The sequence below is a fragment of the Sodalis sp. RH15 genome (assembly GCF_047324255.1).
Taxonomy (GTDB): Bacteria; Pseudomonadota; Gammaproteobacteria; order Enterobacterales; family Enterobacteriaceae; genus Acerihabitans; species Acerihabitans ligni.
In genome coordinates this window covers 3,037,572-3,064,220 of sequence record NZ_CP178738.1, presented here as the reverse complement: position 1 = coordinate 3,064,220, position 26,649 = coordinate 3,037,572, and the positions used below count along the sequence as shown (strand labels likewise).

Annotated in this window: 17 protein-coding genes; 6 read left to right on the top strand and 11 right to left on the bottom strand. The window is 56.6% G+C overall.

Annotated features, from left to right (window positions below; all coding sequences use genetic code 11):
• Window positions 1-27: 27 nt before the first annotated feature.
• Window positions 28-3,756, bottom strand: a complete 3,729-nt coding sequence (locus tag ACL2XO_RS14035) for a hypothetical protein (RefSeq protein WP_413742993.1) — start codon at window positions 3,754-3,756, stop codon at window positions 28-30.
• A 349-nt stretch (window positions 3,757-4,105) separates the two neighbouring features.
• Window positions 4,106-4,552 carry a GNAT family N-acetyltransferase gene (locus tag ACL2XO_RS14030; RefSeq protein WP_132921752.1) on the bottom strand — a complete coding sequence of 149 codons (447 nt, stop codon included), beginning with the start codon at window positions 4,550-4,552 and terminating at the stop codon, window positions 4,106-4,108.
• A 569-nt stretch (window positions 4,553-5,121) separates the two neighbouring features.
• Between ACL2XO_RS14030 and ACL2XO_RS14025 the strand changes: the two genes are divergently transcribed.
• The 4 genes from ACL2XO_RS14025 to ACL2XO_RS14010 are packed head-to-tail and all read left to right on the top strand — an operon-like array spanning window position 5,122 to window position 14,233.
• Window positions 5,122-6,360: an efflux RND transporter periplasmic adaptor subunit gene (locus ACL2XO_RS14025; RefSeq protein WP_413742992.1), complete on the top strand. Its 1,239-nt coding sequence runs from the start codon at window positions 5,122-5,124 to the stop codon at window positions 6,358-6,360.
• An 18-nt stretch (window positions 6,361-6,378) separates the two neighbouring features.
• Window positions 6,379-9,495 carry an efflux RND transporter permease subunit gene (locus ACL2XO_RS14020; protein ID WP_413742991.1) on the top strand — a complete coding sequence of 1,039 codons (3,117 nt, stop codon included), beginning with the start codon at window positions 6,379-6,381 and terminating at the stop codon, window positions 9,493-9,495.
• A complete protein-coding gene (locus tag ACL2XO_RS14015) occupies window positions 9,492-12,794 on the top strand; it encodes an efflux RND transporter permease subunit (RefSeq protein WP_132921755.1) in 3,303 nt (1,100 codons plus the stop codon). Before ACL2XO_RS14020 ends, ACL2XO_RS14015 begins: the two co-directional genes overlap by 4 nt.
• Complete coding sequence (locus ACL2XO_RS14010) at window positions 12,791-14,233, top strand: efflux transporter outer membrane subunit (RefSeq protein ID WP_413742990.1); 1,443 nt, start codon at window positions 12,791-12,793, stop codon at window positions 14,231-14,233. Before ACL2XO_RS14015 ends, ACL2XO_RS14010 begins: the two co-directional genes overlap by 4 nt.
• Here ACL2XO_RS14010 and ACL2XO_RS14005 read toward each other — a convergent pair.
• From ACL2XO_RS14005 to ACL2XO_RS13965, 9 genes are all read right to left on the bottom strand, one after another.
• Window positions 14,199-15,359 carry a serine hydrolase domain-containing protein gene (locus tag ACL2XO_RS14005; protein WP_413742989.1) on the bottom strand — a complete coding sequence of 387 codons (1,161 nt, stop codon included), beginning with the start codon at window positions 15,357-15,359 and terminating at the stop codon, window positions 14,199-14,201. The genes ACL2XO_RS14010 and ACL2XO_RS14005 overlap by 35 nt on opposite strands.
• Before the next feature lie 253 nt (window positions 15,360-15,612).
• The gene (locus ACL2XO_RS14000; protein WP_413742988.1) at window positions 15,613-16,455 is read right to left on the bottom strand and encodes a DMT family transporter; all 843 of its coding nucleotides are present in this window, start codon (window positions 16,453-16,455) and stop codon (window positions 15,613-15,615) included.
• Window positions 16,456-16,649: 194 nt separating this feature from the next.
• Window positions 16,650-17,939: an MFS transporter gene (locus ACL2XO_RS13995; RefSeq protein ID WP_132921756.1), complete on the bottom strand. Its 1,290-nt coding sequence runs from the start codon at window positions 17,937-17,939 to the stop codon at window positions 16,650-16,652.
• Between the two features lie 274 nt (window positions 17,940-18,213).
• Window positions 18,214-19,152, bottom strand: coding sequence for a 2-hydroxyacid dehydrogenase (locus ACL2XO_RS13990; protein ID WP_413742987.1), 939 nt, complete (start codon window positions 19,150-19,152; stop codon window positions 18,214-18,216).
• 97 nt (window positions 19,153-19,249) lie between these two features.
• Window positions 19,250-20,575, bottom strand: a complete 1,326-nt coding sequence (locus tag ACL2XO_RS13985) for an MFS transporter (RefSeq protein WP_413742986.1) — start codon at window positions 20,573-20,575, stop codon at window positions 19,250-19,252.
• A 221-nt stretch (window positions 20,576-20,796) separates the two neighbouring features.
• Entirely contained in the window at window positions 20,797-21,945 is a 1,149-nt protein-coding gene (gene dgoD / locus ACL2XO_RS13980) for a galactonate dehydratase (protein WP_132921759.1), read from the bottom strand.
• A 294-nt stretch (window positions 21,946-22,239) separates the two neighbouring features.
• On the bottom strand, window positions 22,240-22,863 hold the full coding sequence (locus ACL2XO_RS13975; RefSeq protein ID WP_413724343.1) for a 2-dehydro-3-deoxy-6-phosphogalactonate aldolase: 624 nt from the start codon (window positions 22,861-22,863) through the stop codon (window positions 22,240-22,242).
• Complete coding sequence (locus tag ACL2XO_RS13970; RefSeq protein WP_132921761.1) at window positions 22,847-23,743, bottom strand: 2-dehydro-3-deoxygalactonokinase; 897 nt, start codon at window positions 23,741-23,743, stop codon at window positions 22,847-22,849. Before ACL2XO_RS13970 ends, ACL2XO_RS13975 begins: the two co-directional genes overlap by 17 nt.
• A gap of 18 nt (window positions 23,744-23,761) precedes the next feature.
• Window positions 23,762-24,460: a FadR/GntR family transcriptional regulator gene (locus ACL2XO_RS13965; RefSeq protein ID WP_132921762.1), complete on the bottom strand. Its 699-nt coding sequence runs from the start codon at window positions 24,458-24,460 to the stop codon at window positions 23,762-23,764.
• 135 nt (window positions 24,461-24,595) lie between these two features.
• On the opposite strand from ACL2XO_RS13965, the gene ACL2XO_RS13960 reads away from it, so the two are divergent.
• Together ACL2XO_RS13960 and ACL2XO_RS13955 are read left to right on the top strand one after the other, a co-directional pair.
• Window positions 24,596-24,751 (top strand): hypothetical protein, encoded by a 156-nt coding sequence (locus ACL2XO_RS13960; RefSeq protein ID WP_413724342.1) that lies wholly within the window; start codon window positions 24,596-24,598, stop codon window positions 24,749-24,751.
• 168 nt (window positions 24,752-24,919) lie between these two features.
• Window positions 24,920-26,530, top strand: coding sequence for an inorganic phosphate transporter (locus ACL2XO_RS13955; protein ID WP_413742985.1), 1,611 nt, complete (start codon window positions 24,920-24,922; stop codon window positions 26,528-26,530).
• Window positions 26,531-26,649: the final 119 nt, after the last annotated feature.

Sequence of the window (26,649 nt, the reverse complement as noted above, 5' to 3'; positions counted from 1 at the left end):
ATCGCGGAGATTGACCACATCTGCTGCCTATATGAGCGACATATGGTATTGTTTGACCATGTTTGTCCAATCCTCGCTGGTCACCGGCACACTTTCGCCGGTATGAATATTTTTCGCCTCGTTTACCGGACCGGTAAGTTCTTCCAGCACCACGCCGATACGCTGCGCCGGGTGCATTTCTCCTTCAATCATATAAGCGGTAGCAATACTTTTGACGCGGAAAAATGTATTGGGCGGATATAAATATTCCCTAAGGTTGATATCGTAGCCATTGAGGGTCAATTCGCCGTCGGCGGTAACGGTATCGCTCAGCAGGGGAATACATTGCCGTCCATTCTCGATTTTAAAATAGAGCAAAGCCTGCCTGTGTTTCTTACCCGATAGTCCTTCACCATCGGTTAGGGCGGTAAATTTTTTTGCATAAAGATCTCGCGCGTGAACGGTTAAAAAGGTAGGGTAATTGGTGACGATATCACCAGGACCAATACTTTCGCCCCATGGAATAGTAAACCCTAAAGGATATTGCCCCATACCCAGATAATTTCCTGATTGCCGGGGGAGCGAACGTTTAATTAAGTTAACCATAGATAAATAACTGTGTTTGTCGGAAAATTGCCAATCGTTTACCGGGATGTCGTGCCAGAGATTTTCATTTATCCTTCTCTTGGAGGGCATATTCCCCGTCAGTTCAATCGTCATTGAACCCTCAATATAACTAATACTGTCTTCGTTGTGCCATGTCCAAAAACGCAATGCCATCCTCTCCCTCGCAGGCAATGCCTTCACCATTCGCACATAAGCGTCTATATCCAGCGATTCCTGAGCCAACGGAATACCCTGCTCGGGAAACAGCAAATGTTCGCCCCCCGGCTCGCCGTACCGCGATATATGCGCTGTGCATTCCACACCGTTCAGATGCACCTGGGACAGGGTGTCGATGCTTTTCTGCTGTTGCCAAACCCTGGCCGCCGCCGAGGCGCCCCGCCCGCTCAATCCATGAGATAAAATATTCCTCAAGCGCACTGCCGCCGGCGTGGGGATGGCCGCCAATTGATTATCTGCGGATAAAGTATACTTTCTGCCGATAACGTCGCCGGTATGGGGACTTATCCTGGCGTACACCGGCTGGTCAAGATACCGGTCACCCCCCAGCATCACGATGGGAATATCATCATTTAAGCCCGCCAGACGAGCGGTTGTATACCCCTCCGGACCGACAGGCAGCTTATCAGCCGGTGCGGCATGGTCCATTTTCAAAAAAAACTTTTCCATGGACGGGCTATGGTTACGCAATAGCCTGATAGCTTGTTGCGTCTGGCGGAACGCAGCCTGGCCCAGCATGCCTGCCGCCTCGATGCCGGGATCGAAGGCCCGGGCCAGATCCAGCAGCAAACCGGTCAGCATCTGGCGGTCCAGCTCTTCCGACGCCGATACCAGGGCAAGTTCAACAAACGTCCGGAAAACGGTGTTTAAGGCGCCGCCCACGGTATAACCTGCCTTCAGGCCCGCCGCGCCCGCCCGCAGGGAAGCCGCGCCGCCCAACCCGGTTTTCAACAGAATGCGCATGGACTGGCTGGCGACCTGACTGGCCAGCGGTACCAGAGTGAGGCCGTCCGTTACGCACGATATCAACGCCTGTTCCCGCCGGTGGGGGTCCCAGGCGGCACAGTGATAAAAAGGAATAAATGACAGCATGAAATGGTTGAAGGCTTCACGGGTGGTCTCTTCATAACCCCGGGTATAAAGCTGCGTTGACAGTTTTTTACCGTGCAGCGCGACAAGGGCTTCACAGAGAGCATCCACGTCTTTACCCGCGGTCTTATAAACACCCCCTGTTCCCTCGCTGGAATAAATGTTAAGTCGATAGAATCGATACTCTCCCGCCACATTCTTTTCCATCAGCGGAAAATAGTTTTCCAGCCGCCGATCGATACGTTTGAGCCAATAGCCCGACTCATCGCGACCGAGGGCAAAGATATGCTCCGCTTTCGCCGTGGAGGCCAAAAAGAGGTCGATGCCCGGCAAGAGCTGCACCGCCGGTTTCGCTCCGTTGATAAAATATTCCTCCGGCAACCCGGTCAGATAATTTAGCCGTGAGAAATCCGCTCCTGCCGTCCTGATCGTCGACATGATAAGAAATTGCTTCTCATCCTCGGAGAGCTGCGCCATGACATCCAGAATCATTAGCCGATCGATAACGACAAATTTCGCGGTAATAACTTCATTTTGTTGATCAAAGGCCTGATTGAGATTCGGCAGACAAGTTGAGGGATGGTGCCCGTTGTGGTGTAACGCGGAGGGACAATGATAATCTTTCGCGTTGGTTTTATAATTTTCCACCAAGGTCGTAAATTCCTCCGGCTTCAGCTCGCCACAGAGCTTTGTCAATATCTCCTTGGCCAGTTCCGTGCGTGATTTATAGCCGCTGATAGCTTTGCCGAATTGCCTGAATGGATTAACCGCATACTCCCTGGTTTCCCCCGCGGAAAAAAAGTGCTGCAGCGCGATCTGCTTAATGTCTTCATCTCGCCAATCAATAAGCAGGTCGGCGATTTTATCTTTATCAAGACCTGATTTGAGATAATGCAGCACCGCCGGGAAGCCAAAAAGTTCTATTACTCCGGCCGGCAATGAACCCATCATTAGCATGGCCGATATTGAACAGCCGATTTCAATGACGTCCCGCAGGGCCATATCGCCGATGTCTACCGCGTTTTTGGCGGCAAAAGCGAGTCCGATATGCAGATAGCACCAGTCCAGAGTGCCCATTTCCATGCTATCGCCTCCGGCAAAAAACAGCGTGGGCAGCGACGGGACAATAATCTTGTCGAGCACATATTGATAAGCCGGATTGCTCTTGCCATCCTCCTCTGCTCCAACGTCCTGTAACGGCAAGAGCTTTTTAAATACCGCGTCACGGCAGGTTTTGATATCAAAAGCGATGATGGTTTGCCGGTGGCCGTTAACTTGTGCGGCAATGACATCCGCCATTTGCCGCACCACAAATGTTTCAACGGAGGAGCCGAACAAATTATTCATGCTCCAATCATTAACGATTTTATGCATGACGTTTTGCGTCATTTTTTCGCCGGGAGAAGCGCCATATAGACCGGACCCCTGTAATAAGGTAAAGGCCATTTTGGCCAACCCTTCAGGTCTGCCCGCAAGCGATCCCGCCGCGCGTTTCACCAGTATATAAGGATTGTCCGGCTCGGAACGATTCTGTGCCTTGCCGTTGCCGGCCGCCGTCGTCAAATTCAGTAATCGGGCGATATGATTATTCTGCCGCGTCACATCCGGCGCGGGAAAGCGATGCCCTCGCGCCGTTTCGCGACGCTCCCGGTACGCCGCGGCGGCTGCAGGAGCCGCTATTACCGGGCCGGGACCATCAATGTCCTTGTGCAGGCCGCTCCAGGCGGTATAGGGGCCATGTTCCGCCATCGGCTCCGTCGTCGGGTTCATTAACCCGCCCGAACCGTTTTCTTTTCCGGCAATGGATGACCATGCCTCGGAAACCCGGCCCATCCGTCCCAGCAGGCCGCCGGCATAAAGCAAGCCCATAAAGATGCCCTTGCCACTGACGGCGGTATCAGGAGCCGAGGACGCGATTCGCCGCCGGGGCTCATTGCGCGCATGCCGCAGTACGCCGAACAATAGCTCCATTTCCTGCTGCCCTTGTGGCGACATATCATTGGATAACAGCTGCTGTTCAATTTCCGAATATTTTTTCCAAACCGGCATATTCAATGAATTCATCAACGTTCCTTAATATCATTGCCATTCCATTTGAGTCTTTGCTAGCCGAATATTTTCCGTGATCCCAGAAAGTTTCCCGTTTTCTCATTTTTCATTAACAAGCCAAATATAGGCGTAATGGTTTTTTTGCATTACCAATACTATCCATATTATTCACATCTATTAAGTGAGTTTGAGAATATTATTATGACATAGATATCCATTGGAGAAACAATGCTTTGCATTCAATTTATTTAGTAATTATTTACGTAATTAATTGGTCTTTTTAGGGTGAAAATTATAATATGAAATATAGCCCTATACCAGAAATTACGTCATCGTAAAAAAAATAACGCCGCAATAGCCGGTGTTAACAGAGCGATTTTTTCATATAAACCACAACGCCGCCGCTGAAAGGCTCTTCACGGTCCAATCGGTAGCCTAACCGCAAATAGAATCTCACATTTTCCCTGAAGAGCTGGTTTGTGTATAGCCTGATCTCCTTTACCCCGAGGGAGAGTGCTAATTTCTCTCCATGGCCCATAAGCTGGCGTCCATACCCTTTACCCTGCTGCTCCGGCGCGACGGCGATGTTTTCAATGAGCAGATGATCAGACGCCGGTATCGTTTCAATCAACGCGGCCAGGGTGGCGCCTGTATAGAACAAATCGATAAAATGTTCGCTGACGGCGGCGGCGTAGTCGGCCACCATGGGTTTGGGCTTGCGGCCAATCACCGGAATCCACTTGGCATAAGCGGCGCACGTCAATGCCAGGATGGCCGGTACATCCTGCGCCGTCGCCCGCCGCATTGTCATATGCCGCGACTCCTCTTGGTCAATGTCAAACGGTGGATGCGCGAAGCATCGGCACGTGCATTTGCAGGATCAAACAGCCCCGCCGGCTCTTTTGAGGCCGAGTCCATTATCTGCCTCCTGCTGTGTTGTTTTAGTCGGATCATAAACCTGGCACCAGGCTGCCGCTATGTTTTCTCCAGATTATACCATTCCAGCATAGGCTCTTAATGGGAAGCGCATTCGATATTGCAAATGTAAACATTAATGACTTTTGCTTGTAAACGCCGCGGGCCGTTTTACCGGGTCAGGCAGGTCATCCGATAGCGCCTCTGCCGGCGGATTGCCGGGTATTACAGCCTTGTGCAGCCTGGAAATTTGTTTTAAGTCCGTAAGGAGAGAAGCCGGCGTTCCCGGCGATAAATACGGGCAGCGGACGATCTGGCGGCAAAGAAAATAGTAAAGGCATGACATAAATAAGCATTTTAATAATTTGACCGCCTCAATGCATGCGGATAGTTTGAGAGCCGTTCCGGCGGTGGCCGAAGAGAGGAACAGCGCGGCGTTTTTTATCATTTCCCGGGAGAGGATATATGAGTACCAACGGCCCGACAGTAGGCAAACAGGGTCACAAAAGGCGCGGCATGATAATAGCCGTGGTTGTCATTGTCGTGCTGGTCATCGTCATTTTGTACCATCACCTTAACGGCAAGAAACAAAGAACCGGTCTGCCGCCGCAGGTGGTGAGCGCCGCCGCCGCGACATTGGGCAGCATGCCGGAAATGCTCAACGAACTGGGCACGGTGACGCCGGTTTCCACGGTAACCGTGCTGCCCCAGCTAAGCGGCTATCTTACTGAGGTGGGCTATAAGGAAGGCCAGGATGTCAAAAAAGGGCAATTTCTTGCTCAAATCGATCCGCGGCAATACCAGATTGACAAGCAGCAATCCCAGGCGCAGTTAGCCAAGGATCAGGCCAGTCTTGACCAGGCGCGTGCCGACATGGCGCTTTATACTCAGCTGCATGCCCAAAAGTCCATCGCCGAACAGACCTTTATCGATCAGAAATTCACCGTTGAACAGGACGCGGCGGCGGTAAAGGCCGATGAGGCCAGTATCGCCCAGTACGACCTCGATTTGGCCTATTGCCGTATTACCGCGCCCATTGACGGACGCGTCGGCCTACGGCTGGTGGACGTGGGCAATTATGTCACCGAATCCAGCTCCACGGGTATTGTGGTGATCACCAGCATGAAACCCACCACCGTGCAATTCACCGTACCGCAAAATGCCCTGGGTAAGGTGTTGGAACAGTTCGGCGCCGGCGCAAAACTGCCGGTAACGGTGTACAACAGCGATAACAGCAAACAGCTGGCCGTCGGCGCGCTGTATGCCATCGGCAACCAGATGGCTACCAGCACCGGCACGGTGACGCTGCGCGCCACGTTTCCCAACGACGACGAGCAACTGTATCCAAACGAGTTCGTGAATGTGCAGTTGCTGGTGGATACGCTGCAAAACGCGGTCCTGGTGCCGACGCCGGCGATACAGACCGGGGCGCCGGGCGATTTTGTCTATTTGGTGAATGCCGATAATACCGTCTCGGTGCATAAGGTCACGCCCGGGCCGAGCGACGGCCGGAATACCGTCATTCTTTCCGGCCTTCAGGCGGGTCAAACCGTGGTGATGGACGGCATGGACCGCCTGAGCGACGGCGCCAGGATCAAAGTAGCGCAGCCTGACGCGGCGGGAAGCGCGCAGGCTCCCGCCGCTGCAACGACGCAGCGCCATGGCGGGAAACGGGGCCATGGCTCTTCTCACGCACAATCATAACGGACAGGTGCCTTTGCCATGAATATTTCCCGCCTGTTCATTATGAGGCCGGTGGCCACGTCGCTCATCATGATCGCTCTGGTGCTGTTAGGTCTGGTGGCGGTGCGCTTTTTGCCGGTCTCGTCCCTGCCCAGCGTGGATTATCCCACGATTCAGGTCAAAACCTTTTATCCCGGCGCCAGTCCGGATGTGATGAACACCACGGTGACCGCGCCGCTGGAAGTGCAGCTGGGTGAAATCCCGGGGCTGCAGCAGATGACCTCCAACAGCTCCGCCGGCGCCTCAATTATTACGCTGCAATTTGATCTTTCCTTGAATCTGGATGTGGCCGAGCAGGATGTGCAGGAAGCCATCAATGCCGCCAACAGCCTGTTGCCAAGCGGCCTGCCCTCGCCGCCGACCTACGCGAAAGTCAACCCGGCGGACCAGCCCATTATGACGCTGGCCATCACTTCCCGCTCCATGTCGCTGCCTCAATTACAAGACGTGGCCAACAACCGGTTGGGAACCAAAATTTCGGAGGTCCCCGGTGTCGGTCTGGTGACGCCGGCGGGGGGCAATGTTCCGGCGGTGAGGATCGAGGCCGATCCGCAGAAGCTGGCGGCCTATGGGCTCTCCATTGACAATCTCCGATCACTTATCGCACAGGTGAATGTCAGCCAGCCCAAAGGCAATTTCGACGGGCCCAAGCTTGACTACACCATTAACGGCAACGACCAGATCCAGGATCCCAACGATTACCTTAATACGGTGGTTTCCTATAAAAACGGCGCGCCGGTCTATTTGCGCGACGTTGCCCGGGTGACCCTGGCCGCCCAGGATAACGAGCAGGGCGCCTGGTACAATCATACCCCGGCCATTGTGCTGAATGTGCAGCGCCAGCCGGGGGCCAACGTCATCGCCACGGTGGCGCGCATCAAACAGGAACTGCCGCAGCTGGAATCCACCCTGCCGGCGGGGGTCAATGTCCGGATCGTGTCCGATTCCACCGGGGTGATCCGCGCTTCGGTCACCGATGCCGCCTTCGAGCTTATCCTGTCGGTGATACTGGTGGTGCTGGTGATATTTGTGTTTTTGCGCAATCTGCCGGCGACCATCATTCCCAGTATTTCGGTGCCGGTGTCCCTTATCGGCACGCTGGCCATCATGTATGAGCTGAACTACTCCATCGATAATCTCTCCTTGATGGCGTTAATCATTGCCACCGGCTTTGTGGTGGATGATTCCATTGTGATGATCGAGAATATCGTACGCTACCTGGAGGAGGGTGAGTCGCCCCTCAACGCCGCCCTGCACGGCGCCGGGCAGATTGGATTTACCATCCTGTCGCTGACGGTCTCCCTGATAGCGGTGCTGATCCCGTTGCTGTTCATGGGCGGCGTTATCGGCCGTTTGTTCAGCGAATTCGCCGTGACGCTGGCCATTACCATCGTGCTGTCGGGGGTGGTTTCGCTGACCCTGGTGCCGATGCTGTGCGCCCGCCTTCTGCGCGCCCGGGCCGATCGCCGCCCGAGCCGTTTCGAACGCGTCAGCGAGGGGATGTTCAACAAAATCCTCGCGGCCTACGAGCGCGGATTACGGGTAGTGATGGGCCACCAGACCCTCACCATGATTGTTTTCGCCGTTACCCTGGTCATTACCGTGGCCCTTTATATCACCATCCCCAAGGGACTGTTCCCGGTGCAGGATGTCGGGGTTATCCAGGCCATCAGCACCGCCGACAATTCCGTTTCCTACGGCACCATGGTTGACCGGCAGGCGGCGCTGGCCCAGGCGATTCTCAAGGACGCCGACGTGGATAATCTCACCTCATATGTCGGCATCGACGGCACCAATACCACGCTCAATAACGGCCGGTTCCTGATTAACCTCAAGCCCAACGCCCAGCGCTCCCAGAGCGCGGAAGCCATCGCCCGCCGGATTCAGACCGAGGCGGGCAACGTGCCGGGCATCAAGCTCTACCTGCAGCCGGAACAGGATCTGACCCTGGATACCACCGTGTCGCCGAACCAGTATCAGTTTGTGCTGCGCGGGCCCAGCCAGCAGGCGTTCCAGCAGTACGTACCGGCGCTTATCGATCGCATGAAGGCGATCGCGTCCATCCGCGACGTGACCAGCGACCTGAACAATGACGGCCTGAGCGTGAATGTCGAGGTGAACCGGCCGCTGGCGGCGCGCTTCGGTATCACCGCGGCCACTATCGATAATGCCCTTTACGACGCGCTGGGGCAGCGCATTGTCTCAACCATTTTCGATCAGTCCAGCCAGTACCGGGTGATCCTGGTGGCCAAACCGGAAAAGCTGCCGACCCTGCAATCCCTGGGTGAACTCTACCTGCCCAGTCAAACCAGCAGCACCGGCCAGGTGCCGCTGAGCGCCATTGCCAAAATCAACATCACCAGGTCGCCGCTGGTAATAAGCCACCTGTCGCAATTCCCTTCGGTGACCATCTCGTTCAATCTGGCGCAGGGAGCCTCCCTGAGCAAGGCGGTGGATCAAATCAACCAGGCCGAAAAGGCGGTGAATCTGCCCCCTTCCATCACGTCCTCATTCCAGGGGGCGGCACAGGCGTTCAAAGATTCCCTGTCCAGTGAAGTCTATCTGCTGATAGCGGCTCTGGTGGCGGTCTATATCGTGCTCGGCGTGCTTTACGAGAGCTTTATCCACCCGGTGACCATTCTGTCCACCCTGCCCTCCGCCGGCATCGGCGCGTTGCTGTCGCTGATGCTGGTGGGAGGGGATCTGGACGTTATCGGCATTATCGGCATCGTGCTGCTGATAGGCATCGTGAAGAAAAACGCCATCATGATCGTGGACTTCGCGCTGGAGGCGGAACGGGAGCACGGCAAATCGCCGGCGGAAGCTATAGTGGAGGCTTCGCTGCTGCGCTTTCGGCCGATACTGATGACCACGCTGGCCGCCATGCTCGGCGCCCTGCCCATGCTGCTGGGGTCCGGCACCGGTTCGGAGCTGCGCCGTCCGCTGGGTCTGGCCATCATCGGCGGGCTGAGCTTAAGCCAGCTGTTGACCCTGTTTACCACGCCGGTAATTTATTTGTGCTTCGATCGCCTGGCAAAACGCTTTCGCCGCCAACCCGCGCAGTTAGCCGACGGCGGCCGGGGTGAGACCCGGTGAATATTTCCGCCCTGTTTATCCGCCGGCCGGTGGCCACCGCGCTGCTGGCCCTGGCCATCCTGCTGTCGGGAACGCTGGCGTTTTTTCACCTGCCGGTGTCGTCGCTGCCCAATGTCGCGTTTCCGGTTATCGTGGTGCAGGCGAACATGGCGGGGGCCAGTCCGGACATTATGGCCTCCACCGTGGCCGAGCCCCTTGAAAAGCGGCTGGGCACCATTGCCGACGTGACGGAAATGACCTCCACCAGCTATGTGGGTTCCGCCATGATCGTCATTCAGTTCGGGCTGAATCGCGATATCAACGGCGCCGCCCGTGATGTGCAGGCCGCCATCCAGGCGGCGCGCGCCGATTTGCCCACCACGCTGCGCAACAACCCGATTTATCGCGAGTACAATCCGGCCAGTACGCCGCTGATGGTCCTGGCGCTCACCTCCGACACCCTGACCCGCGCCCAGCTCTATGACTCGGCGGATTCGGTGATTTTACAGCAGTTGTCGCAGGTGAGCGGCGTGGGTGAAATTACCCTTGGCGGCAGCGCCCTGCCCGCGGTGCGCGTTGAGCTGCAGCCGGATCAATTGAACAGTTACGGCATCGGCCTGGAAGACGTGCGCGCCGCCATCAGCGCCGCCAACGCCGACAGCGCTAAAGGACATATCGACCAGAACGGCCAGCGTTACGAGGTCATGTCCAATGATCGGCTCAGCAAAGCGGAACCCTACCGCAACCTGGTGATTGCCTATCGCAATAACGCGCCGGTCATGCTGGGGGATGTGGCCAGCGTTCAGGATTCGGCGGAAAACCTTCGCAACGCCGGGCTGTACAACGGCAAGTCATCGGTGCTGGTCATCGTTTACCCGCTGCCCGGCGGCAATGTGGTGAATACCGTCGCGCAGATCCGCAAGGTACTGCCGTCGATCCAGGCGACCCTGCCGGGCAATATCCATCTCAATATCGCCATCGATCTGTCGCAATCGGTTAAAGCCGCGGTCGGCGATACGGGACGGACCCTGTTTATCGCCGTGCTGCTGGTTATCGGCGTGGTGTTCGTGTTCCTGCAGTCGCCCCGGGCGGTATTGGTGCCCACGGTGGCGCTGCCGCTCTCCATCATCGGCACCTTTGGGCCGATGTATCTGCTGGGCTATAACCTGGACAATCTTTCGCTGATGGCGCTGACCATCGGCACCGGATTTGTGGTGGACGACGCGGTGGTGGTGCTGGAGAATATCGTCCGCCATGTTGAATCGGGCATGAGCGTCCGCGAGGCCTCGCTGCGCGGCAGCGCCGAGGTGAGCTTCACCGTGATCTCCATGAGCCTGTCGCTTATCGCGGTATTCCTGCCGATCCTGCTGATGCCCGGCATCGTCGGACGGCTGTTTCACGAATTCGCCATGACGCTCTCCATCGCCATTCTGTTCTCGCTGCTCATCTCCCTCACCATTACCCCGACCCTGGCCGCCTGCGTGCTCAGGCGCAAACAGGCCGCGGGCGCCAAGGGCAAGGCGCGCTGGTCGCTGTGGTGCGAACGTCAGTTTGAGCGTTTCAAACATGCCTACGCCCGTTCGCTGACGGTGGTGCTGGATCATGCGCTGCTGGTGGGACTGACGCTGGTGGGGCTTATCGTGCTTAATGTTTTTCTCATCAAGCTGGTGCCCTCGACCTTTTTCCCGGAGCAGGACAATGGCGTGATGATTGGCCAGATAGTCGCCGACCAGAGCATTTCGTTCCAGGCCATGAAGGAAAAGCTCACGCGGCTGGAGGCCATTGTGCAACGGGATCCGGCGGTGGCCTCGGTATCCGGGTTCACCGGCGGCCGCGCCCTTAACACCGCCAATGTGTTTATCGAGCTCAAACCGCTGGCGGAGCGTAAAATATCCGCCGCCGGGGTGGCGCAAAGGCTGCGGCCAAAACTCAACGGCGTATCCGGCGCGCGGCTGTTCCTGCAGGCGGCGCAGGATCTGCGCATCGGCGGACGCCAGTCCGCGGCGGAGTATCAGTATACCCTGACCAGCGACGACGCCCAGGCGCTCTATACCTGGGTACCGCGGCTGGTGACCGCGCTGGCTAAACACCGCGGCAGCTTGCTGGACGTGAACTCGAATTTGCAGCAAAACGGCCTGCAGGCCTATGTTCATTTCGACCGCGCTACCGCCGCCCGCTATAACTTCGCCCCCAATCAGCTGGACAGCGTGCTCTATGATGCGTTTGGCCAGCGTGCGGTTTCCACCATCTACAATGGCCTCAATCAGTATTATGTGGTGATGGAAGTGGCGCCGCAGTATTGGCAGTATCCGCAAATGCTCAATCGCATCCGTTTCAGCCCGGCGGCGGGAAATGCCAGCGGCACCGATCAAACCCAGATGTCGTCAAGCCTGGTGAGTGGCGCCACGCAAACCTCCGCGCAGGGTTCGTCTACCTCCACCAACGCCCTGAATGCCGATGCCGAAGCCAACCAGTTGACAAACGCCATTTCCAACTCCCGGGGCGGCAGCTCCAGCGGCAGCGCCGACAGCACCTCCGCCGAGAGCCTGGTGCCCTTCCCGGCGCTGGCCTCTTATACGCAAAACCATACCGCCACCCAGGTTAACCATCAGGACGGCCTGGTGGCCGCCACCATTTCCTTCAATTTGCCCCCCGACGGCTCGCTGAGCGCCGCCGGCGCGGCCATCGATCAGACCATGCGGGAACTCAAGGTGCCTGCCTCCATTCACGGCGGTTTCGCCGGCGCCGCGCAGGCATTCGGCCAATCCATGTCCACCATGCCGCTGCTGATCCTGGCGGCGCTGGCGGCGGTCTATATCGTGCTGGGCATACTGTATGAGAATACGATACATCCCGTCACTATACTTTCCACCCTGCCGTCCGCCGGCATCGGGGCTACGCTGGCGCTGCTGCTGTTCGGTACGCCGTTCTCGGTTATCGCCCTTATCGGCATTATTTTGCTGATTGGCATCGTAAAAAAGAATGCCATTATGATGATTGACGTTGCCATTACATTGCAGCGGGATCAGGGCTATACCCCGAGGGAAGCCATTCACGGGGCGGCGGTGATGCGCTTGCGGCCCATCATGATGACTACCGCCGCCGCCGTGCTGGGGGCGGTGCCGCTGGCCATCGGCATCGGCCAGGGGGCATCCCTGCGACAGCCCCTGGGCATTACCGTGATGGGCGGCCTGATTTTCAGCCAGGTCTTTACGCTGTATACAACACCGGTTATTTATCTCTATCTCGACCGTTTGCGCGCCAGACTCGCCAAGTGGTCGGCCGGCCTGCCGTGGAATAAAACGAACGCGAGCCTATGAATATGAAAATGTCCCACATCGCCCTGATGACCTCCCTTGCGCTGTTGCTCGGCGGCTGTATGGTGGGCCCCGACTACCATCGCACGCAGGTGCCGGTACCGGCCCGATTCAAACCGCTGCCCGGCTGGACCGTGGCGGCGCCCTCCGCCGAGGCCCCCAAGGGCGACTGGTGGACGGTGTTTAACGACCCGCTGATAAACCGGCTGGAACCGGCGGTGTCGGTCTCCAACCAGACCGTGCGCCAGGATTACGCCAATTACCGGGAAGCCCTGGCCGACGTGGAAACCGCCCGCAGCAGCCTGTTTCCCACGATAGGCGTCACCGGTTCCTCAACCCGGCAGCGCACCGCCGGCGCCAGCAGCCTGGGCGGCTCCGGCGCCGTGAGCAATTCGGGCGCGCTGGAAGGCAGCGCCAGCTGGTCAATCGATCTGTGGGGCAAGGTTCGCCGCACCATCGAAGAGAACAAGGCCAACGCCCAGGCCAGCGAAGCCACGCTGGCCAATGCCACCCTGTCCGAGCAGACCGCCCTGGCCAGCGCCATCATTGAACTGCGCACCAGCGATGCCAATATTGCCCTGCTGCAAAAAACGGTGGCGGCCTATCAAGAGTACCTGCGGGTGTTGACCAATCAGGGCGCCCTCGGCACCGCGAAGCCGTCCGATGTCATCACCGCGAAAACCCAGTTGGAGAACGCCCAGTCCAGTCTCATCGCCCTCGGCGTGGCGCGCGCCCAATACGCCCACGCCATTGCGGTATTGGTGGGCAAGAACCCGGAAGACCTGACCATCGAATCCGCCCCCATGCCTACGCTGCCCACCGTTCCGCTGGTGGTGCCCTCAACCTTGCTGCAGCGGCGGCCGGACATCGCCGTGGCCGAACGCGAGATGGCGGCGCAAAACGCCGCGGTGGGGGTTGCCGAGGCGGCTTATTATCCCACGCTTTCCCTGTCCGCCGCCGATGGGTTTTCCCAAACGCCGCTCAGCGGCCTGCTGCATGCCGCCAACCATATCTGGTCTCTGGGCGCCGAGGTGGATGATACGGTGTTCGATTTTGGCGCCCGTGAAGGCCAGGTCGCCGCCGCCAAGGCCGCTTATGACGGCGCGGTGGCCAATTACCGCGGCACCGTGCTGACGGCGTTCCAGAACGTGGAAGACGATCTGTCCGGTTTGCATATTCTCGCCCAGCAGGCGGCGGTGCTGGACAGCGCGGTTACCGACGCCACCCGCGGCGCCCAGATCGCCTTCAATGAGTATCAGGTGGGCACGGTGGATTACACCACCGCCGCCACCGCCCAGGTGACGCAGCTGAGCGCAGAGCAAAACGCGCTGAGCGTACAGGAACAGCGTCTGCTGGATTCGGTGTCGCTGATAGGGGATATGGGGGGCGGCTGGTCGGCCGATGCCCTTAACGATACGGCCCATGCGCTGGCGAAACGCTGAGTTGATCCGATGCCGCCTTTGCATCGGCGGCGTCCCCCATTCGCTGCAACAAGCGATGGCCGATGGTATTTGTCCAGTTAAAGCTGTTTTGCAGCACCACCACCGCGGTCTTATGCCGGGTATCAAGGCCGATATAGCTGGAGTAGCCGCCGATAAATCCCACCTGGTAAGTAATGCGCTGCCGGCCCACGTTATCGACAACCCAGGCAATGGCCGCCGCCTGTTGGCTGCGATGGAAACGCACATTCAGCGAATCCCGCAACGCCGCATCCAGCGCCGGATTGCCCGTGGCCCGCATATGCGCCTGGGCATAGGACAGCAAGTCGTTCGCATTGGTGTAAAGGCCCGCGGCGCCCACCATGGAGGAGGAAAAGCACCAATCGGGCACCGGCTGCCCGCGGCGGATAAATTTGGGCTGGTCGCCGGCATGGCCGATGGCGCGCCGGGAATACCCCGGCAGCAGCCGCGGGTCGTAGCCGGTATGGGTCAACCCCAGCGGCCCGGTAATATTCTCCGCCAGTAGCTGATTGACATTTTTACCGGTACGTTTTTGCAGGATATAATCCAACAAAGCATATCCCAGATTGGAATAGCGCGGCTCAGCTTTCCCCGGCTTATGAAAATCCGCCAGATAATCCAGCATGCTGTCATTATCCAAGGAATGGTAGAAATTTTCACCGGTAAACAGATAGTCAATAAAGGCGGTTAATATTGCCATCGAGGGCATTTGCCTCGGCAGGCCGGAAGTATGGGTCGCCAGCTGCAGCAGGGTAATCTTGCGCGCATCGGCGCTGAGGCGCACGGTGGAAGGCAGCAGGGTCTGCAACGTCTCATCCCAGCGAAACACGCCTTTGCGCACCAGGATCTCCGTGATTTCGGCAATAAAACCCTTGCTGACCGAACCGACGGCAAACAGCGTATCGCCGGTGATAGGATAACCGCGTTCCGCGTCAGTGACACCGTAACTAAAAGTCGTTTTTGTGCCGTCCCCCCGCAGCACCCCCACCACCAGCCCCGGCATCTGTTTTGCGGCCAGTAAAGGCCGGGCCAGGCTGTCCACCTGTGCCCGCAGGTTTCCGTTGGCGGCGAAATCCCGGCCGGCGGCGCTGGAGGTATCCACGGGCATGCGGGATAGCGTTCCGCAGGCAGAGAGCAATAAAGCGCCGCAAAACATCGATGCAAATAATATTATTTTTATCATTATTTCCGAGCAATCAAATACGCCAACTGAAACGCCATCGGCCAAAATGAGCCGGAACAGGAGAACGGGAATCGGCAGCATGATAATCCAATGCCGGTCCCTTATAAACAGCAATAGTTATCCGCAAACGACTCACGCCGCTCCACTGGCCTTTAACAAAGGGAAACAGCGATCATTGCTACACTTTTAACAGCATAACGCCGGTAATGATCACCACCAACCCTACTCCCTGCAATCGGCTAAGGCGCTCCCCTCGTATAAAAAAACCTAATAGCGCAGTCACTCCACTGGCCAGGGAGCTTAAAACAGTCACTATTGCCACATGCCCTGATTTTGCGCCATAGGCCAATGAGAAGAACCCTACCAAGCTAAAAAAGCTGATTGAGAAAAGCAAAGACAACAGAGACACAGGCGGTGCGGCGAAGTCTCTTTTCACGGATAAATAAATGAATAACAGGATCACCGCAGTACAATAATAAATCCATAAGGCGATTATCACGCCAAAAGCGTGCACCGCAAACTCGCCCTGTAGCCAAAATCCCGCGCCAAACAGTACTGCGGAAAGAAATGCAAAAATAATGGATGCCGGCGTTTCACGCTTGCCATCCCCAGATTTCGGGATGCTGGTCAGGCAGGCCCCCAGCACGCATAAAATCAGGCTGAACAGCGTCAAGGAAGAAAGGGAATTTCCGGAAAATAGGGAAAGCAGCGTGGTTATGGCGCCATAAAGCGACGCTATTGGAGCAACAACAGCGGCTTTACCAATAGATAGGGCCTTCAGGAGAAAGACCATGGCGGCAAGATTACAAAGGGATGCGGCGATACATATTGACAGACTTGCTACGCTGGCGCTAACCGGCTTATACGAACACAGCACAATGATGGAAAGCAGCAGCAGACCAAAAATCTGACTGAAAAAAAGCGATTTATAAACACCTATTTTTCGAGCGGCGGAGCCCGCCAAAAAATCCGTACCGCCCCAGCACAGTGCTGAAAGCAATCCCATTAATATTGCCATCATAAATCCTGATTGACCGTATCGGCAAAAAAAATTTCAACAACGGCATATAAGATAACGTTTTGTTACGGACGCAGCCATAGGAATACATCATCGAGACGTCTCACTGTAGTAATGGGTCTGATGGGGCTGATTTACCGCCCGAAGCATCGCTGGCCCACGTTCGCCATTCCATGGCGCATAGTCCGAAATGGTTATCACCCCACGCGTTTTACTTCGCCCACCAGGCAAATATAGGACAGCGCCCCCAGCAGGGCCACCACGGCGATATAGATCAGCGCCGGCGAAAAGCCATAATCCTGCGCCAGGTATCCCACCACCAGGGGTACGGTGATGCCCCCCAGCCCGCCGACAAAATTGAACACGCCGCCGGTAAGGCCGATTAGCCGCAGCGGCGCCAGCGACGACACCAGCGACCAGGTGATGGAGGCGAAGCCGTTGCCGAAGAAGGCCAGCGCCATCAGCACCATAATCCAGACGGGATCGTTGGTATAGTTGGCCCCCATAATACAGGTAGAGAGCAGCAGTCCGCAGATAATCGGCGTTTTACGGGCAAAACCGATGGATTTTCCGCTCTTTACCATGCGATCGGCGAAGATACCCGACAGCAGCACGCCGAAAAAAGCCGCCAGGAAGGGCACGGTGGTCATGAAACCGGCGGTAAGCGCCCCGATATGCTTTTCCTGCGTCAGATAGTTGGGAAACCAGGTTAAAAAGAACCACAGCGTGGAGGTCACGGCGAACTGTCCGAGATAGACCCCCACCAGCTTGCGGTTGAATACCAGCTTCCAGTCAGCGGCGGACAGGGCTACGCGCATTTTCTTTTCAACGGGCGCGTCGCCGTCAATCATGCCGCCGCCGGCGGCGATATAATCCAGCTCCGCGGCGTTGATGCCTTTGCTCTTTCTTGGCGACTGGTACACAAAGTGCCAGATAATCGACCAGATAAGACCGACGGCGCCGGTAATGATAAAGACCCAATGCCAACTGAGCATTTCCTGGATCCAAATCAGCAGCGGCGTCAGAAACGCCAGGCCGACGAACTGCCCCGAAGTGAAAAAGCCGACGGCGGAAGCCCGCTCCTGCTCCGGAAACCAGCTGGTGACCATACGGTTATTGGTGGGGAAAGCCGGGGCTTCAAACATACCGGTAATGGCGCGCAGCCCGAGCAGTGTGGTTAAACCATTGGCGAACCCCTGCCCCAGGGTGGCCAGCGACCAGCCGAAGATGGCGATAAAGTAGGTCATCTTTGAGCCGACCCGGTCGAGAAACCAGCCGCCGGGTATTTGGAAAATGGTATAGGTCCAGGCAAAGGCTGAAAATATATATCCCATGCGGGCTTTATCAATGCCGAATTCCTGTTGGATATGCACCGATGCCACCGCCAGATTTGCCCGGTCGACATAACAGATAACCACCGTGATAAAGATCATCAGCAGCGTCAAATAGCGTCTTTTCGTCGGCGCCGCGGAAACTGAAATATCCATCTTTTGCGTCCTGTTTATACAACTTAAAAAGGTAGGGTAACGGCGGTAAATACACCGCCAACTTTCTCAGGGCAAAAGCATCCTCTGCGTCTGTTACGCATCATTATTACATCAGGATCACCCTGTATATATTACGGTTATTCGAGATCGATATTATCGGTACGAATAACCTTGCCGCCCGTAAAGAGCGGAGAGTATGGCATTAAGGATTGTAGCGCTATATTCCATTATTGTACTACAATGCTGATCACAGTTTAGCTATCCCGCTGCCGTATCAATAAGGCGCCACCGGCGAGAGCAGCGGCCGGCCGGCAAAATAGGCGGCAACATTGTCAAACACCAAATCCGACATCGCTTTGCGGGTGGCGTGGGTTGCGCTGGACATATGGGGCGTTATAACCACATTGGCGCGGTTGTACAGCGCCGCGGGCACATGGGGTTCGTCGTAAAAGACGTCCAGTCCGGCGCCGCCGATGGCGCCGCTGTCCAGAGCCTGGATCAGATCCGCTTCGTCCACCACCGTGCCCCGGGCGATATTAATCAGGATGCCTTCACTCCCCAGCGCGGCCATGATGGGCGCGTTAATAAGCGAGCGGGTTTTCTCGCCGCCGTTCACGCACACCACCAAATAGTCGCTGGCGGCGGCCAGGTCCGCGATATGGGCGTAATATTGCCACCGGCTATCCGGCTGGGGGCGGTAATCGTTATAGGCAATAACCATATCAAAAGCGGCGGCGCGTTTGGCGATGGCATGGCCTATACGCCCCATCCCGACAATGCCGAGCCGCCCGCCGGAGACCTTTTTGGTCCAGGGATAACCGCCTTCGTTCCAGCCACCCCGTTCGATAAACCGCTGGGCGCCGACGATTTGCCGGGAGGTGGCCAGCATCAATCCCATCGCCATATCCGCCACATCGTCCGTTAATACATCAGGGGTGTTGGAAACGCGGATACCGCGGCGTTGCGCCGCCGCCACATCCACGCCGTCATAACCGACGCCGAATACCGCAATCAGCTCCAGGGCGGGGAATTCGGCGATGAAGTCCTCGGTCACCGTCGATTCGCCATTCACCACCAGCACGCGGGTCTGCGGCGACAAGACCTGCCGCTCCCGTTCCGAGAGCAGCGCATAGTCCGCCATCCGGAAACTCTCCGCCAGCCGGCGGGTCAGCGCGTCGGGCAGCATGGCGGCTTTCATTACGAAATATGTCATGATATTTACCTGATAATTAATGTCATTTATTTTACATGCCGGGTCTGTCGGCACAGTCCGCAGAGTCTTTACGCCTCTGCCATCCTGCGCCGCCTTATTAGCTCCGGGCGCGTTCGTCAACGCTTGGGAGAGGATTCTCTTCCACCGCGGGCGCACGGGTTCTGGCGACAAAAATACCGACGATGCCGCCGATAATCAGCGCGACGGCGATAATCAGCAGTCCGTAGTGGTAGCTGTTGGTGACGTCTTTGATTTTTCCCAGTAGCGGCGGTAATCCCAGTCCGGCGAAGTTGGCGATGGCATTGATAAAGGCAATGGAGGCCGCGGCCGCCACGCCGGTCAATTTTTCGGTGGTAACCGCCCAGAAAATCGGCGTCAGGGCAAAGTTAAAGCCGACGGTCAGGACCAGTAATATGTAGGCCAGCCACAGATTGGCGCAGTAAATCGAGATGGCCAGCAGCACACCGGAGATAATCAGCGGTACCCCCAGATGCAAAGGGCGCTCTTTGGTGGTATCGGAATGGCGGCCGTTGAGGTACATAAACAGGCAGGCAAACACAAAGGGCACCGCTGCGAGCAGGCTGATAACAAAGTTGCTCTTGTCCGCCGCCATGCTTTTGAGTATCAGCGGTAAAAACAGCGTGATCCCGATGGAACAAAACGCCTGCAGGAACCACACCAGGCTCAGCAACCACACCACTTTATTCTTGAAGGCGCTGCCCCATGAGTGGTTTTTATCCACCACCGCGCCGGCGTTATCCTGCTCCAGCTTGTTCTTTAGCCAGCCTTTTTGTTCAGCGCTCAGCCAATGGGCTTTCTCGGGAGTGTCAGACAGGTAGAACAGTACCAGAATGCCCATGATCACCGCCGGCGTGCCCTCGATAAAGAACAGCCAGCGCCAGCCCGCGATATCGGCCAGGCCGTGCATGCCGAGTATGCTGCCGGAAATGGGCAGGCCGATAATGGAAGCCAGTACCGAGCCCATATAAAAAAATGACATGGCCCGTGCCCGGTTGCTTTTCGGGAACCAGCAGGAAATATAATAGATAATGCCCGGCGCAAAGCCCGCTTCGGCCATGCCCAGCAGGAAACGCATGATATAGAGCTGGGTCGGGGTATGGACAAACCCCATGCCGGTGCTCACCAGGCCCCAGGTGATCATGATGCGGGCGATCCAGAGTTTGGCGCCGACCCGGGTCATAATAATATTGCTGGGCACTTCAAACAGGATATAGGAAATATAAAACATCCCTACCCCTAATCCATACATACTGGTGGTCAAGCCGAGATCGGCATTCATTTGTAATGCGGCCACCGAAATATTGGTCTTATCGAGATTGGAAATAAAATAACAGAGAATAATAAACGGGATTATTTTTAAATTAAGCTTACTGATGGTCGAGGTGCCCAAATCGATAGTCATATCATCACCTTTTAGCGACGGCCGAATGGCAGGCAAAGGAAGCCCTTGATCGGCCATGGCGAGTTATTGTAGGGCTTATAATGTCACGGCCAACCGCTGGTAAACTTTATAAGCAGTCTGTCCGTTTCCTAGAGGTAACGTATTTCCACCCCGGTTATACCCGCAATAATTCACGTTGAAGTATAACGGGTATCATTAGGGTTAGTACCGTCCGGCGCCGGTTACCATTCCGCCACCGCGCCGTCAGGATAGCGCCATACCGGGTTACGCCAGTCGCCGGCATTTTTGCTGCGCTCAATAACGAGTTCTTCATTGATTTCCACACCCAGTCCGGGTTTGGTTAACGGATAAAAATAACCGTCCGTCATTTTAAAATCGTCTTTGTTAATAACGTAATCCAGCAGTTCTGCCCCTTGGTTATAATGAATGCCCATGCTTTGTTCCTGCAATACCGCGTTATAGGAAACAAAGTCAACGTGCAGGCAGGACGCTAGCGCAATGGGACCCAGCGGGCAGTGTGGCGCCAGAGCTACGTCATAGGCTTCGGCCATGGAGGCGATTTTCAGGCATTCGGTAATGCCGCCGGCGTGGGAGAGATCCGGCTGGGCAATGGCCAGGCCGCCGTTGGCCAGAACGCGTTTGAATTCGTAACGGGAGAACATGCGTTCGCCGGCGGCGATGGGGATGGCGGTTTGCGCCGCCAGGCGCGGGTAGTATTCCGCCTGCTCCGCCAGTACCGGTTCTTCGATAAACAGCGGACGATAGGGTTCCAGCTCCTTAATCAGCAGCTTTGCCATGGGCGCATTTACCCGGCCGTGGAAATCCAGCCCGAACTCGATGGCGTTGCCCATGGCTTCACGCACCTGGGCCGCCACCGCTACCGCGGCGTCGATTTTGCGTGAATTATCGATGAGGCCCATCTCTTCGCAGCCGTTGAGCTTAAAGGTATCAAAGCCGATTTCGGTGAGTTTTTTCATGCCGGCGATAACATCGGCGGGTCGGTCTCCCCCTACCCAGCTGTATGCTTTGATCTTATCACGCACCAGGCCGCCCAGCAGTTGATACACCGGCACCCCCAGCGCTTTGCCTTTGATATCCCACAGCGCCTGATCTATACCGGCGATGGCGCTCATCAGGATTGGGCCGCCGCGATAAAATCCGCCGCGATAGAGGGTTGACCAGATATCATTGATGCGTGCGGGATCCTGGCCGATTACGTATTCGGAAAGTTCATGTACCGCTGCTTCCACCGTGCGCGCGCGGCCTTCAATCACCGGCTCGCCCCAGCCGGTGATACCTTCGTCGGTTTCCACTTTGAGAAACATCCAGCGCGGAGGTAAACGGTAGGTGGTCAGCTTTGTCACTTTCATTTTCACGTCCTTCTTGGTCAATAACGGCATGCGTTTGCTGTCGCACTATTATGCTTTGGATTGTAGCATCAAGATTTAATATTGTACTACAATCTGGATCACACTTTGAGGAATCCACCGGCGGGTGAGCGCTGCTATTCGAAATAATCAGTGTGTGGCTGAGGAGACTGGGATTGTTTGTTGCACGTCTGGTGATTGCGGGCCTGGCGTGACATGAGGCGCTCGGGCGGGCGGGAAAACCACGCCCGATTCCACCTCTTTGGCGCGCTCTCCCTTTAACACGTTCGTTGCCCGTTAGTGTTGCGCCAGCGCCTCTTTATAGGCGCGGACAAAGGCTTTTGCCTGCTGGGCGGTGCGGCTGACCGGCTGGCCGGCGCGGTACAAATCGCTGCCCAAACCGGCGCCGATGCAGCCGGCCTTGAGATAGAGAGGGAGATTTTCCGGCGATACGCCGCCTACGGCGAATACCGGAACATCCGGAGGCAATACCGCCTTGAGGGCCTTGATATAATCCGGCCCGAACGCTACCGAGGGGAATATTTTCAACGCCTGGGCGCCTGCGTCCAGCGCGGTGAACGCCTCCGTGGCGGTGGCGCAGCCGGGGCAGACTTCCATGCCGTAGCCTACGGCCCGGTGAATAATTTCAGCATTGATATTAGGCGTCACCAGCAGCTTGCAGCCCAATGCCGCCAGGATATCCACCTGCCCCGGTTTAAGCACCGTGCCGGCGCCGATTAATGCCCGCTGGCCGTAGGCTTTTACCGTCTTGCCTATGCTTTCTTGCCAGTCCGGGGAATTCAGCGGGATTTCCACCGCCTCAAAACCCGCATCCAGCAATACCTCAACGTGCTCCAGCACTTCCTCCGGAGTGATGCCGCGCAAAATGGCAATCAAGGGTAATCTATTGGTCCAGCTCATTTAATATGCTCCTTATTCCAGCTTGAAAGGTCTCGTCGCCGTCCAGCAACCTGTGATGAAGATCGGCATACTCCAATGCCTGTTGATAGCGGGCGGCAAGCTGCGGATTGCCGATAACCGTCACCGTTTCGCCTTTGGCGATACCCCAGTCCCGCCGCATTTGCGCCACTTCATTGCCGATGAGCAGTCCGGAGAGCCATTCGCTCACCGCGCTTTTATCCAGTTGGCCCAGCACGTGGGCGGCGCGGATTTCAAACAGGCAGCGCAGGATATTGCTTTGGTTAAAGCCCTGCTCCATCCCCTGCCGGAAAACCGCCGGATTCGGCTGCTGTTCAGATAACCCGACGCCGATGAGCGACTGCTTGATGAGAAGGTGGTGCAATTCGCCGGTCATCACGGTGCGAAAATCGTTGATAACGCCGTTTTCCAGGCGTACCCATTTGGAGTGGGTGCCGGGCATAAGGTACAGGGACGAAGGCTGGGTGCGGTAGGCCCCCAGCAGTTGGGTCTCTTCTCCGCGCATGACATTGCAGTTGCTATCGCTGACAATACTGATGCCGGGAATAATCCAGGCCGACTGCGGGGCCGCCTGTTCAACGCGGGTGAGGCGGCCCGCCAGTGAGGCGAGGTCCGTGGGACAGGGTAAATAAGGTACCGAAATCCAGCCGGCGTTGCTGCCTACCATACCGGCCATGATCACCGGCACCCCGTGCCGGCGCCACGGCGCCGTCACCTCTTGAAATACCTGCTGCGGCGTACGGCCGTTCAGCCTGGTCACGCCGGCTTCCGACTGCCGGGTATCCGCCAGTACGCCGTCAAGATAGAGCCAGGCGCGTAAATTCGTCGATCCCCAATCAATAGCGATATAACTTTTGCTCATGTCATTTCCTTCAACTGCTCATGTAATGTCCTTTAATCTCTGGGTCGAGCTGGCGATCATGGTGACCGCCGCTTGTTCCGCCGCCACGCTGTCCTGATGCCTGATGGCGTCGTAGAGATTCTGATGTTCTTTCAGCGTCCTGGGCATATTGCTTTCATCCGCCATATAGGTGCGTTCAAACACCGCGCGCTGCAGCGAGCTGATGGCTACTCCCAGTTGCTGCAATACCGGATTATGCACCGCGCTCAGTACCGCCTGGTGATAGCGGATGTCCGCTTCGTTGAACGCGTCGCGATCGTGGCTGTTGGCAATCATGTCGTTCAGCGCCGTCTCGATAACCGCCAGTTCGCTGGACGTTGCCCGCTCCGCCGCCCATCTTGCGATGGTGGGCTCCACCAGATGGCGTACTTCCGTCAGCGAGGCTATCAGCCTGGGATCGTAATCCATGGCCAGCACCCATTGCAGAACATCGGTATCCAGATAGTTCCACTTGTTGCGCACGCTGACAAAAGCGCCGCGGTAGCGAATGATTTCTATCAGATTCTTGGCCATCAGCGCGCGCAGCACTTCGCGAATAATGTTGCGCGAGGTCTGGAACTCCTCGCAAAGCTCCGCTTCAGACGGTAATCCGGTACCGGGTATATACTTGCCGCTGACGATCTGCTGGCCCATTTCATGAATAATGCGATCGGTTTTGCTTAATGTCTGACGGTCCATAAAAATTCCAAGAGGTGAAAAATAACGTCACTTTATCATTTTATGGCTTTATGACGCTGAACCGCCGCACAATTTTGAGCCGGTTAGCCGCAAACCGGTGATTATTGTAGCACCATATTTTTTCATTGTAGTACAATGTCGATCACGTTTTATGAAATCTTGCCGTCGTTTTTCTTTACCGTTCGCGTCAATGCCCACATCGGGGCCGAACTGGCGGTGAAATCCGGCATCGCTCCGTCGAAATCCCCCCCTTTCTCACAAGATGCCAAACCTTTAACCTTTACTTCATAAATAAGTCACATTGATTGCGAATAATTAACAGGCACGCCACGGGTCTATGACGATTTTTTTTCAAGGCATCTTATATGGCATCTATACCCTGAATACTTTGAGCTGCAGGAAAGCGCTAACGCACCGGCGGCTGGGAAGATGACGGGTATAACTGGATAAAGGTCTTCTATGAGCGAAAACAGCGCCATTCGGCAGGGTGCGCAAGCCGCGCCGGGGTTGCCGAAAATATATAAAAAGAACAGTCGGACATCTGTTCTTTTTTTTGTTTTGCTTCTGGTACTCGGCATCGCGTTCGCCGGAGTGAATCTTTTTAACGACGTGACCAACGCCGGCGAGGAATATACCAGCTATGTTCCCTTCCTGTTATTGGGTCTGGCCCTGCTGATTGCCCTTGGCTTCGAATTTGTCAACGGGTTCCACGATACCGCCAACGCGGTGGCTACCGTCATCTATACCCATTCACTGTCGCCGATGGTGGCGGTGGTATGGTCCGGCTTCTTTAATTTCCTCGGGGTCGTGCTCTCCAGCGGCATCGTGGCGTTCGGCATTATTTCCCTGCTGCCGGTAGAGCTTATTCTGCAGGCCGGCACCGGCAATGGCTTCGCCATGGTCTATGCTCTGCTGTTTTCCGCCATTATATGGAATCTCGGCACCTGGTGGCTCGGTCTGCCGGCGTCTTCGTCCCATACGCTTATCGGGTCCATTATCGGCGTCGGCGTCGCCAACGCGCTGATTCACGGCCGCACCGGCGCCAGCGGCGTCGACTGGGGCCAGGCAATCAGCATCGGCTATTCCCTGCTGTTGTCGCCGGTGGTGGGTTTTGTCTTCTCGGCGCTGCTGTTGCTGGTGATGAAGGTCTTTATCAAAAACCGCCAGCTCTACGCCGCCCCCAAGGGCGACAGTCCGCCGCCGCTGTGGATCCGCAGCCTGCTTATCCTGACCTGCACCGGGGTTTCTTTCGCCCACGGTTCCAACGACGGACAGAAAGGCATGGGGCTTATCATGCTGATCCTGGTGGGCACCATGCCCATCGCCTATGCCCTGAACCGCGCCCTGCCGCCGGAGCAAGCCCCGCAGGTGGCCGCCCTGGCGACTACCGTCAAAAACGATTTGCTGCAGCAGTTCCCCGCCGCCGGCAATACGCCCGCCCGTACGGTACTGACGGGTTATGTCGACACCAGCAAGCTGACGCCGGAGGTGATACCCGCCCTGGCGCAGCTGATCGGCACCATCGGCAATGAGCTCAGCAGGTACGGTTCGATGGACAAAATCCCGGCGCGCTCGGTCTCCAATACCCGCAATGATATGTATCTGGCCTCCGAGACCATCAAGCGCGTGAAGGCGGAGAAGTCCCTTACGCTGCCGGCCGGCACGCTGCATAATCTGGATGCGCTGAAAAGCGGGCTTGACAGCGCGACCCGCTTTATCCCGCTCTGGGTCAAAGTGGTGGTGGCCATCGCTCTGGGCCTGGGTACCATGGTGGGCTGGCGACGCATCGTGGTCACCGTGGGCGAGAAAATCGGCAAAACACATCTTACCTATGCCCAAGGCGCCAGCGCCGAGGTCGTGGCGATGGTAACCATCGGCGCGGCGGATGTGTTCGGCCTGCCGGTCTCCACTACCCATGTGCTCTCTTCCGGCGTCGCCGGCACCATGGCGGCCAATAAATCCGGCCTGCAAATGTCCACGCTGCGCAACCTGCTGATGGCCTGGGTCCTGACGCTGCCGGCCTCAATCCTGCTTTCAGCGGGGCTGTACTGGATTTTCAATCATTTCTGAAGTCACGTATAAGGTATGACGGCAATCACATAAATGGATTTTATCGCGCCTTTTATTTTCGTTTAATGTTCGTTTTTGCTCTTAATCAAACCTTTTTACGTTTATCTGTGCCTTACTGT